1 protein-coding gene is annotated in these 12,867 nt (G+C 63.2%); it reads right to left on the reverse strand.

Annotated elements, in window-relative coordinates; translation table 11 throughout:
- A partial coding sequence (locus tag E4P00_RS06050) for a non-ribosomal peptide synthase/polyketide synthase (RefSeq protein WP_248130924.1) occupies positions 1-12,670 on the reverse strand: 12,670 nt, incomplete at its 3' end.
- Positions 12,671-12,867: the final 197 nt, after the last annotated feature.

The following is a 12,867-nucleotide window of genomic DNA, read 5'->3' on the forward strand; positions in this document are numbered from 1 at the left end:
TGGAACCGGAGGTGTAGATCACGTAGGCGAGGTTGTCGCCATCCAGCGCCACGTCTGGTGCCGTATCACGGTAATCGGCCCATTCTTCGCTGCGATCAATCGCCAGGGTGGTGAGCCCCTCGGGGATCGGCAGTTGTTGCAACGCACGGCTATGGGTCAGCAGCAGTTGCGCACGGCTGTCCTGCATCATGTAGAGCAAGCGATCACGCGGGTACTCGATATCCAGCGGCACATACACGCCACCGGCTTTCATCACCGCCAGGAACGCCACCATGATCTCGGCGCTGCGCGGCATGGCAATCGCCACGCGCACTTCCGGGCCGACGCCACGGGCAATCAGGGCATGAGCCAGACGGTTGGCCTGGCGATCCAGTTCGGCGTAGCTCAGGGTTTGCGCATCGAACTTAACCGCCACCGCATCCGGGGTTTCCCGGGCACGGTCGGCTACCAACTCGTGGACAAGACGCTCGGCGCAGAAACCGGCGTCGGTCTGGTTCCACAGCTCAAGGATGTGCTGTTGCTCATCCTGGCCCAGCAGCTTCAATTGGCCGATAGCCTGTTGTTGGTCGGCCACCATTGCCCGCAACAGGTTCTGCCAATGCCCGGCCATCCGCTCGATGGTCGCCACAGCGAACAGGTCAGTGGCGTAACTCAGGGAGGCGCGCAGCACGGTCGGGTTTTCTTCCACATCCAGCGCCAGGTCGAACTGGGCCACGCCCTCATCCAGATCCAGGACCTCCACGTGCAGGTCGGTCAGGCGACTCAGGTGGCTGTCGGCACCGCTTACACGGTGGTTGAACACTACTTGGAACAACGGGCTCAGGCTCAGGCTGCGCTCCGGTTGCAAAGCCTGCACCAACTGCTCGAAGGGCAGGTCCTGGTGCGCCTGAGCCTCCAAAGAGCGCTGGCGTACCTGGTGCAGCAATTGCTCCACGCTCATCTGGCCATGAATATCGGCCTTGAGCACTTGGGTGTTGACGAAGAAGCCAATCAAACCCTCGGTTTCGAGACGGTTGCGGTTGGCAATCGGCACGCCGACGCGCACGTCCTCCTGGCCGCTGTAGCGATGCAACAAGGCCTGGTAAGACGCCAGCAGCACCATCGGCAGCGTCACACCCGCGCTGCGTGCCAGGCTGCGCAAGCCGTCCAACAGCTCGGGGGCCAACTCGATGCCCAACCGGGCGCCGCGATGGCTTGGCTGTGCCGGGCGCGGGTGATCGAACGGCAATTCCAGCACCGGTTGCTCGCCGCCCAAATGCTCGCGCCAGTAGGCCAATTGACGTGCCTGCTCGCCCGCGGCCATCCAGTCGCGTTGCCATACGGCGTAGTCGGCGTACTGGATCGGCAGCATCGGCAGGCTTGGGGTTTGACCCTGGCTGAAGGCGGCATACAACTGCACCAACTCCTCAACCATCAGTTGCATCGACCAACCATCGGAGACGATGTGGTGCTGCACCAGCACCAGCACATGATCATCGTCGGCCAGACGCAGCAACTTGACCCGCAACAGTGGCCCGCGCAGCAGGTCGAACGGCTGGGCGACCACTTCGGCGACCCGCGCCTTGAGGCCAGCGTAATCGCTATCGAACCGGTCGATATCGACGCAGCCAACGGCCTCAATGACCTGCAACGCACCGGTGGCCTGTTGCTGAAAATGCGTGCGCAAGCTTTCATGGCGCGCCAGCAGGCTGTCGAAGCTGCGTTGCAGTGCACTCAGGTCCAGCGGCCCCTGCAAACGCAAGGCGCTGGGGATGTGGTACGCGGCGCCGGTGGGGTCCAGTTGCCAGAGGAACCATTGGCGCTCCTGAGCGTAGGACAGCGGCAAAGGCTGCGTGCGGTCGGCCTTGAGCAACGCTGGCGCAGTAGCGCCCTCCTCGCCCAAGGCCCGAACGAAATCACTCAGCAGCGGGTGTTCGAACAAGGTCTTGAGCGCAACTTCCAGTGTCAGGGCTTGGCGAACCCGCGACACCACACGCGTAGCCAGCAATGAATGGCCACCCAGCTCGAAGAAGTGGTCGTCGAGGCCGACCTGCGGCACCTCCAGCACTTCGGCCCAGATGGCCGCCACCTGCTGCTCGCGCAGGGTTACCGGTGCTATATGGCCTTTGAGTGAATCGCCAACCTCCGGTTTGGGCAGCGCCTTGCGGTCGAGCTTGCCGTTGGGGGTCAAGGGCAGGCTATCGAGGAACATCCAGTGCGCAGGCACCATGTAATCCGGCAGGCGCTCGCGCAGCGCGGCTTTGTACGCCTGCTGTGGCTGCGGTGCGGAGCTGACCAGATAGGCGATCAGGCGGTCGTTATCGGCCAGCACCACCGCTTCGCGTACACCGTCGTGCTCACGCAGACAGGCTTCGATTTCACCCAGCTCGATCCGGAAACCACGGACCTTGACCTGATGGTCGACGCGCCCGATGTACTCCACCACGCCGTCGGCCCGGTAGCGTGCCAGGTCGCCGGTGCGGTACAGGCGTTCGCCCGGCGCCCCAAACGGGTTGGGCACGAAGCGTTCGGCAGTCAGCGCCGGCTGCCTGTGGTAACCGCGCGCCAGGCCGACACCGCCGATCAGCAGCTCGCCAGACGCGCCTTGCGGGCATGGCGTGAGGCCGGGATTGAGGATAAACAACCCGGTATTGGCAATCGGCCGTCCAACGAAAGGCTGCGCTTGGTGCAGACGATGAGCCGCTGACCAGATAGTGGTTTCCGTCGGGCCATAGAGATTCCATACGGGACCTTGCAGCTCGAGCAGGCGCTGGGCCAAGTCGGCTGGCAGCGCTTCACCACCGCACAGACAGGTTATGCCACTCAGTAAATGGGCGCGCGGGCTATCGAGCAACATGCGCCAGCTCGATGGCGTGGCCTGCAGCACACTCGCGGCCTGACGCTGGGCCAGTTCGAGAATCGCCTCAGGGTCGAGGGCCATGTCCTGGGCGCTCAGTAGCACTGTGCCGCCCATACTCAGCGGCACGTACAGCTCCAGGGCGAAGATATCGAACGAGAAGGTCGTCAGCGACAACAGCCGCGTCTGCCGGTCTATATCCAGGGTGCCCGCCATACCGTTGGTAAAGCTGCACAGCGCCTGGTGGCCTACCATCACCCCTTTAGGCTTGCCGGTGGAGCCGGAGGTGTAGATGACGTAGGCCAGATTTTGCGGTGTAACGCCAACCTGCGGGTTATATGCCTGCGTGCCGACATCCTCGACCATCAGCACCTGCACGCCTTGCGGCTGCACCAGGCGCCCTTGCAGGTGCGCCTGGGTCAGCAGCACCCGGGCGCGGCTGTCTTCGAGCATGAACGCCAGGCGCTCTGCCGGGAATTGCGGGTCGAGTGGGACATAGGCGCCACCGGCCTTGAGAGTCGCGAGCAAGCCGACCACCATGTCCAGGGAGCGCTCCACGTGCACTGCCACCAGCACGTCCGGGCCGACGCCCATGGCGATCAAACGATGGGCCAGGCGATTGGCGCGGCGGTTGAGTTCACCGTAGCTCAGGCGCTCCTCGTCGAAGTGCAGCGCGATGGCGTCGGGTTGCGCCACGGCCTGGGCCTCAAACAGCTGGTGTACGCAGTGTTCGTGTGGGTATGGGGTGTCGCTGCGGTTCCAGTCGTGCACCATTTGTTGCCATTGCGACGTGCTCAGCATCGCCAGTTCATCCAGGGGCTGGGAGGCATCGTGCACGACCGCGCGCAGCAGGTTTTGCCAATGCTCGGCCAGACGTTCCACGGTTGCAGCGTCAAACAAGTCGGTGGCGTAGGTCAGGGACGCCCAGAGGCCGTCGGCCGATTCCTCGGTTTCCAGGTTCAGGTCGAACTGCGTGCTGTGACCCGCCCAGTCCATTGGCTGCAACACCAGGCCAGGCAGTTGCACTGAACCCGAACGCAGGCTGCTTTGATGATTGAACATCACCTGGAATAGCGGGTTATGGCTCAGGCTGCGCTCCGGCTGCAACACCTGCACAAGTTGCTCGAACGGCAGGTCCTGATGGGCCTGGGCTTCCAAAGCGCGCCGTTTGACTTGGCCCAGCAACTGCTCGAAAGGCATCTGCCCGTGCAACTGCGCCTGCAGTACTTGGGTATTGACGAAGAAGCCCATCAGCCGCTCGGTTTCGAGACGATTACGGTTGGCGATCGGCACGCCGACGCGAACCTGCGACTGGCCGCTGTAGCGGTGCAGCAAGGTCTGGAACGAGGCCAGCAGGAGCATGAACAAGGTCACGTCCTGGCGTTCGGCCAAGGCTTTGAGCTCAGCCAGCATCACGCGGTCAAGATGGATCTGCCGGCGTGCGCCGCGATAGCTCTGCACCGCTGGGCGCGGATGGTCCAGCGGCAAGTCCAGCAGCGGATGGTCGTTACCCAGACGGGCGCACCAGTAATCGAGCTGGCGTTGTTGCTCCCCTGCCGCCATCCAATCACGCTGCCAACGGGCATAGTCGGCGTACTGGATCGGCAAGGCCGGCAAGTCCGCGTCACCTTGGTACAGCGCCACCAACTCGTCGATCATGACCTGCATCGACCAGCCGTCAGAGATGATGTGGTGTTGGGTGATGACCAGCACGTGGTGCTCAGGCGCGACGACCAGCAACTTGACGCGCATCAATGGGCCGTCAAGCAGATCGAACGGGCGCTGGATTTCTTCGCTGACGGCGTGCTCGATGGCATCGGCGTCGATCGCTTGCTGCTCAATCGGCACGGTCAGACTGGGGTGGACGACTTGCAAGGTGTGCTCGCCCGCCTCCACAAACGTAGTGCGCAGCGGTTCATGACGCTGCACCAGGGCCTGGACGGCGCGTGCAAGTGCCGCACTGTCGAGTTGACCGCGCACGTGCAATGCAGTCGGTACATGGTAAGCCGCGCTGGCCGGGTCCAATTGCCACAGGAACCATTGACGCTCCTGAGCAAAGGACAACGCCAGCGGCTGCTCACGTCCAAGCGCTTGGAGCGCTGGCGCCGTATCGGCCGTCAAGCCTGCGCAAGCCGCCGCGAAGGCTGCCAGCGTCGGCTGTTCGAACAGGGCCCGCAACGGCACGTCCAGCTTGAGGTCGTGACGCACCCGTGAGATCACCTGAGTCGCCAGCAACGAGTGACCGCCGCGCTCGAAGAAGTGGTCGTCCAGGCCAACCCGCTCCACGTGCAGCACCGCTTGCCAGATCGCTGCCAACTGCACCTGCAAAGGGCTCTGAGGTGCCACGTACACGGCGCACGCCTGGCTCAGATCCGGTGCCGGCAGCGCCCGGCGGTCGAGCTTGCCATTGTTGTTGAGCGGCAAGGCATCGAGTACCACCCAATGTCCCGGCACCATGTAATCCGGTAACGCCTGACGCAAGCGTGTCGCCAGTGCCTGCGCTTCCAACTGCTGATCATCGGCGGGTACCACATACGCCACCAACTGCATGCCGATCGCGCTCGGCTGGGCAATCACTGCCGCTTCAAGCACGTCGGGCAAGGCTTGCAGGCTGGCTTCGATCTCGCCCATTTCGATACGAAGGCCGCGAATCTTCACCTGATGGTCGATACGCCCCACGTATTCCAGCGCCCCCGCCGCGTTGTACCGGGCCAGGTCGCCACTGCGATAAAGCCGCGCACCGGGCGTGGCGGAAAATGGGTCCGGCAAGAAGCGCTCGGCAGTGAGCGCCGGGCGATCGAAGTAGCACTGGGCCAAGCCCGCCTCGGCGCCGATGCATAACTCGCCCACACCGTCGGTGCTCAGCAGTTCGAAACCGCTGTCGAGCACATACAGCGCACGCCCCGCAATCGCCTGCCCAATCGGTACGCCGTACGCGTCGTTGGCATCGGTCAACTGGCAGTCATGCACGCTGGACACCACCGTGGCTTCGGTCGGCCCGTAGGTATTGACCAGGCGCACATGACCAAGCCCTGCGGCATGCCAGGCACGTACACCCTCCACCGCCATGGCTTCACCGCCCACATGCACCTGGCGCAGCTTGCCCAGGGAGCGGCAGTGCACTGCACATTCCTGCGCCAACAGATACCAGTAGGCCGCCGGCAAGTCGGCCAGGGTTACGCCTTGCTCGACGATCTCCCGCGCCAGTTGCCCGGCGTCCCACAGCTCATCACTGCGCATGATCAACGCTGCACCCACACACAAGGGCGGGAAGCACTGCTCGACAAAACCGTCGAAACTGAAGGTCGCAAACTGCAAGACGCGATCCTCGGCACTCAAGCGGCTGTACAGCGTGGCACTGTCGCAGAATTGACCGAGGGCGGCATGATCGATGGCCACACCTTTGGGCTGACCGGTGGAGCCCGAGGTGTAGATCACATATGCCAGATCAGCAGCGGCGGCAGGGTTGGGCACGTTGGTCGTCGGGTAGCCGGCCAGCTCGTCACCGCAGGCGGTGAAATCCACACGTGCCAGTCCTTGGGGCAATGGCAGATCCACGAGCAAGCCCACTTCGCTGAGCAGCAGGTTGAGTCGGCTGTCGGCGAGCATGTAGGCCAGGCGCTCGACGGGGTATTTCGGGTCCAGCGGTACGTAGGCCGCGCCACTTTTGAGTACCGCCAACAGGCTGACAATCAACTGTGGGCCACGACGCGAAGCCAGGCCCACCCGTTGTCCGGGACCGACACCAAGCTCCAATAGGCGATGGGCCAGACGATTGGCCCGCTGGTTTAGCTCGGCGTACGTCAAGCCTTCGCCACCGGCCAGTACAGCCATGGCGTCTGGGGTGGCCTGGGCTTGGGCAGCGATGCGTTGATGCACGCGCTCGTTACCCTGGGCAGCCGCAGCTGACCGGCTGAGAGCGAGCATATTCTGCTGTGCGGTGGCGTCGAGAAGGCGCAGGTTACCAAGGGGTACATGGGCATCTGCGAGCAATTGCGCCAGCAGGTGTTGCAGGTTGGCGCTCAGGCGCGCGACTTGCGGCTCGCTGAACAGCGAACGGTCGTAGCTGAACTCCAGGCGCAGGTTGGCCCCCAGCTCAATGCCCAGGGTCAATGGGTAGTGCGTTTGTTCATGGTTGTGCAGGCGGCCGAAGGTCAGGCCAGCCGGCGCGCCTTGCTTGAGCGCCTCGGCAACCGGGAAGTTTTCGAACACCAGCAAGGTATCGAACAGCGCGCCGTGATGGCCGGCCCAAGCCTGGATATCGTAGAGCGGTACATGCTCATGGTCGCGCAGGCTGAGGTTGAGCGCTTGCAACTCGCCGAGCCAGCTTGCGACCGACTGGGCTGGCGAGGCTGCACTGATGATCGGCAAGGTATTGATGAACAGGCCCAGTTGCTGCTCGATCCCTGGCAGTGGCGCAGAACGCCCGGCCACGGTGGCGCCGAAGGCCACGCAATCCTGGCCTGTGTAGCGCTGCAACAGCAGGCTCCAGGCGCCTTGCAACACGGTATTGAGGGTCACTTTGTGCTGGCGCGCAAACTCGCCGAGACGTCGGGTAACGTCGCTGTCCAGCGTCACGTGATGGTCCGCCATGCCGATCCCGTCCACCGGCTTGCGCAGTGCCTGGGACAGCAAGGTCGGCGCCGGCAATGCTGCCAGTGCGGCTTTCCAGAACGCTTCTCCAGAGCCTTGCTGTTGCAACCAGCCCAAATAATCGCGCCATTGCCCCAGTGGTGCGGGCACAGCCTGGCCTGCGTAGTGAGCAATGACTTCGCCAAGCAACTGCGCGTTGCTCCAGCCATCCATGAGAATGTGGTGGCTGGTAAAAATCAGGTGCCAGGCCGCGCCCGCACCGCGCACCAGGGTCAGGCGAAACAGCGGCGCGGCATTCAGTGCAAAACCGCGCTCACGTTCAGCCTGGGCCAGGGCGTCGAAGTCGGCATACGGGTCTTCAATCACTTGCAGTTGCAGGTCAACCTGGTGCTGGATCAACTGGTGAGCACTGTCCATGCCCAGCCAGTGGAAGCTGCTGCGCAGGGTGTCATGGCGGTCCAGCGCGGCCTGCCAGGCACGCCCGAAGGCCAATAGGTCGAGCCCTTCGATGTCGAGCCGCAACTGGTTGATATAAGACTGGGCCTCGGGCGCAAGCAACGTGTGGAACAACATGCCCTGCTGCATCGGCGACAGCGGGTAAAGATCGGCAATAGCCGACCCCGCCACGGGCAATGCATCCAGTTGCTGCTGAGTAAGACGTGCCAACGGAAAATCCGACGGGGTCACCTGCCCTGCCGGAGCAGCACAACAATGTTCGATCAACGCCTTGAGTTCAGCGGTGTATTCATCCGCCAGACGCTGGACGCTCGACACGTCAAACATCTCGCGACTGAAGCCCCATTGCAGCGCCAACTCACCGCCATACACCTGCCCTTCCACCGTCAACCAGTTGGCCAGCGGTGCCTCGGGATCCTGGGCTTGGCCGCTGCCTTCACTGGCCGGTACGAAGAGTACCGACTCATTGAACTGACGGTCGAACTGGCCCAGGTAGTTGAACGTAATGCGCGGTGCGGCGAGGTTCGCCAGGCTTTCGCGGGCCTGCGGCGACCCCAGGTAACGCAGCAGACCGTAACCCAGGCCCTTGTCGGGCACGGCGCGCAGTTGCTCCTTGACCGATTTGATCGCATCGGATAACTCGCCTTCGGCGTGCAGACGCACCGGGAACAGGCTGGTGAACCAGCCGACGGTGCGGCTCAGGTCGATGTCGTCGAACAGGTCTTCGCGGCCATGGCCTTCCAGCTGGATCAGCGCAGCGGGTTGTTCGCTCCAGCGGCTGATCACCCGCGCCAGGGCCGTCAGCAGCAGGTCGTTGACCTGGGTGCGATAGGCCGCCGGTGCGTCTTGCAGCAACCGGCGGGTCTGCTCGGCGTCGAGGCGGGTTTCCAGTTTGGTGCCCAGGCGGTTTTGCAGGCCGCCCTCGGGGTGGTCGCAAGGTAGATCGGTGTCGACCGATTGCGCCTGCCAGTACGGCAGTTGTTCGTCGAGGGTTTGCGCGTGGTCGTGAAGTTGCTGCGCCCAATGCTGGTACGCGCTGGTTTTCGCCGGCAGCGACTGTTCGCGGTAAGCCTGTTGCAGGTCTTCGAGCAGGATGCGCCAGGACACACCATCGACGACCAGGTGGTGGATCACCAGCAGCAAGCGTTGGCTGCCATCGGCCATGCTCACCAATGCGGCGCGTATCAGCGGGCCTTGTTCGAGGTCGAGGCTGCGCTGGGCTTCATCACACAGCGCTGCCAACTCGGCGTCGATGTTGGCGTGAGACTGCCACAGCAGCGGCTCGGCGAGGGGCGCCGCATGGCTCTGATGCCAGCCATCCGCCTGCTGCACAAAACGCAGGCGCAAGACGTCGTGATGCTGGATCAGCTGGTTCAAGGCCGCTTCCAGCTGCGCGGGCTGCAACGCCTCTCGCGGGGTCAGCAGCAACGACTGGTTCCAGTGATGACGTGCCGGGATCGTCTGGGCGAAAAAGCGCTGTTGCACTGGGGTCAGAATCACCTCGCCACTGACCGGGCTCTGGTCGATCAGGCTGACTTGGTCGAAGCTGGCCACCCGCGAAAGGCTACGGATGCTTTGGTACTGGAACAGGTCCCGGGGGCTGAGTCGGATACCGGCCCGGCGGGCGCGGCTGACCACCTGGATAGAAATGATCGAGTCGCCACCCAGCTCGAAGAAGTTATCGTCCTGGCCGACCTGTTCAACGCCGAGCACATCGCTCCAGATCGCCGCCAGGGCTGTTTGCAGGTCGCCTTGTGGGGCGATAAACGCCTGTTGCAGCGCTGCATCCGGCAGTGGCAATGCCTTGCGGTCAAGCTTGCCGTTGGCGGTCACCGGCAGCTTGGCCAGGGTGAGGAAGTGGGTCGGCACCATATATTCCGGCAGGCTGCCGAGCAGCCAGGCCTTGAGGTCGGTCGGCTCCTCGCCTTCACACACCAGGTACGCGACCAATTGTTTGCCACCTTGCACCAACACCACCGCTTCGCGCACTTGCGGGTGCTGCATCAGGCGGGTTTCGATTTCGCCCAGTTCGATACGCAAGCCGCGCAACTTGACCTGGTGATCGAGGCGGCCGAGGTATTCGATCACACCATCGGCGCGCTGGCGCACACGGTCACCGGTACGATACAGCCGCTCACCCGTCACGAACGGGCTTGGCACAAAACGTTCGGCGGTCAACGCCGGGCGCCGATGATAACTGCGCGCCAGGCCGCTACCGCCCAGGTACAGCTCGCCAGCTACACCGTCAGGCACCGGGTTGAGTTGGGCGTCGAGCACATAGGTGGCGAGGTTGGCGATCGGGCGGCCGATGGGTACGCTGTCGGCGCCTTCGTCGATGCAGGTCCAGTGGGTGACGTCAATGGCCGCTTCGGTCGGGCCATAGAGGTTGTACAGCGCCACATCGGGCAGCCTGGCGAACACCTGCCGTTGCGCATCCAGGGGCAAGGCTTCGCCACTGCACACGATTCGCGTGAGGCTCGCACACGTTTGAACGCCCGGCTCATGGATAAACACCTGCAACATCGACGGCACGAAGTGCAACGTGGTGATGGCGTACCGGCCGATGGTTTCGATCAGGCGCGCCGGTTCACGGTGCTCCCCAGGCGCCGCAACCACCAGGCGCGCACCGGTCATCAGCGGCCAGAAGAATTCCCACACCGACACGTCGAAGCTGAACGGGGTTTTCTGCAACACTGCATCCGCGGCATCCAGGCCGTACGCCTGCTGCATCCAACTCAAACGGTTGACCAACGCACGGTGGCTGTTGCCAGCGCCCTTGGGCTTGCCGGTGGAGCCGGAGGTGTAGATCACATAGGCGAGGTTGAGGGCATTGACCGCCACGGCGGGCGCTTCGCGGCTGTAGCCGTCGAGCCACAGCGCCGGCTGATCCAGGGCAATCACCTGGATACCGGCAGCGGGCAGCGCGGCCAGCAGGCTTTGCTGGCTGAGCAGCAACCGAATGCCGCTGTCTTCGATCATGTAGGCCAGGCGTTCCTGGGGATACTCGGGGTCGAGGGGCACGTAGGCGCCACCGGCCTTGAGAATCGCCAGCAGGCCGATGACCATTTCGACGGAACGCTCGACACAGATCCCCACCAGCACGTCGGGGCCTACGCCCTGCTCGCACAAGGCGTGGGCCAGCTGGTTGGCCCGGCTGTCGAGCTGGGCGTAGGTCAAGGTGGTTGTACCGAATACCAGTGCCGGTGCATCCGGGGTGCGCTGAACCTGGTCTTCGATCAGGTGATGAATTGCGCGTTCGGTTGGGTATGACTCGGCAGTCTGGTTCCAGGTGTGAACCAGCCGGTGCTGTTCTTGGGCATCAAGCATCGACAATTCGCCGATACGCTGTTCGCCATCCAACACCATCGCCTGCAACAGGCTGATCCAGTGTTGGGCCATGCGGTCGATGGTCGGCGCGTCAAACAGGTCATTGGCGTAGGTCAGCGCGGCGTGCAGGGTGCCGGATTTTTCATAGGTGTCCAGGGTCAGGTCGAACTGCGTGGTGCGGCCTTGCCATTCCACCAGGGCCAGCTCCAGGCCGGACGCGGTACTGACCGAAGCGATGTCGGCGACGACCGGCTGGTGGTTGTACATCACCTGGAACAGCGGCGTGTGACTCAGGTTGCGCTCGATTTTCAGCGCTTCTACCAGGCGCTCGAAGGGCAATTCCTGATGGGCCTGGGCACCCAGCGCGTGTTCCTTGATGCCTTGCAACAGCTCGGTGACGCGGGTTTGCCCGCTCAGTTCGGTGCGCAACACCTGGGTGTTGACGAAGAAACCGATCAGCCCTTCGACTTCAGTGCGGTTGCGATTGGCAATCGGCACGCCGACGCGGATATCACCCTGGCCCGTATAGCGATGCAGCAGCACATTGAACGCGCCCAGCAGCAGCATGAACAAAGTGACGTTGTGTTTTTGCGCGCAACTGCGCAGTTGTACCGCCAATGCCGGATCAATCGCGAAGTTATACCGCGTGCCTTGATGGCTGGGCATCGCCGGGCGTGGGTGGTCGGTGGGCAGTTCCAGTACCGGATGCTCGTCGCCCAGGCGCGCCTGCCAGTATTCCAACTGGCGCGCCTGCTCCCCCGCTTCCAGCCAGCGCCGTTGCCACAGGGCATAGTCGCTGTACTGGATCGGCAGCGCCGGCAATTGCGGTTCTTCGTTGCGCTCATGGGCGTCATAGCAACGAATGAACTCGTCGATCAGTACGTTCATCGACCAACCATCAGAGACGATGTGATGCAGGGTTAGCAGCAGCACGTGCTCTTGATCGGCGAGTTTGAGCAGTTGCACACGCAACAGCGGGCCGTGCTCCAGGTCGAACGGCAACAGGGACTGGCGGGTAGCGGCGTCGCTGACGGCCTGCTCGCGCTCGGCGTCTGGCAAGGCGCTGACGTCCAACTGCTCGACATTCACCGCCGGTTCTACCGCCACCTGCGTCAAGCGCTCGTCGGCCTGTCGTTGGAACACCGTGCGCAGGGTTTCGTGACGCGCCACCAGGCTGGCGAACGCCTGCTCCATCGCAGGCAGGCTCAGCGCGCCGGTCAAGCGCACCGCGCCAGGCAAATTGTAGGCGCCACTGGCCGGTTCCAATTGCCAGAGAAACCACATGCGCTGCTGCGCGTAGGAAAGCGCCTGGCGATCCTCAACCTCCACCCCTGCCGGTATCGGAAACCTGGAAAAATCCACGCCCTCTTTCTGCAGGGCTTGCAGGAACAGTCGGCGTTTTTCCAGGGGCAGCCCGATAAACCGGCGAGCAAGTTTCAAGGAGTCTTCAGCATTCATTTCTTCGAATCCGGGGCAATAGGCGGGAAGCACAAAGGCACGTCGTCCCTATAAAACGAACCGGGAAGGGAAAAATTAGCGGGGGGATGGGTGGCATCGAGCGAGCTGTCATCAAGGGTTACATCAATTCCGGGAAAGGCACACGCCCCCGAGCTAGCATTGACGAACACCACTTTTTGCAACTACATTTAGTTACA

It is taken from the genome of Pseudomonas sp. B329, assembly GCF_023127835.1.
Classification (GTDB): Bacteria; Pseudomonadota; Gammaproteobacteria; order Pseudomonadales; family Pseudomonadaceae; genus Aquipseudomonas; species Aquipseudomonas synxantha_A.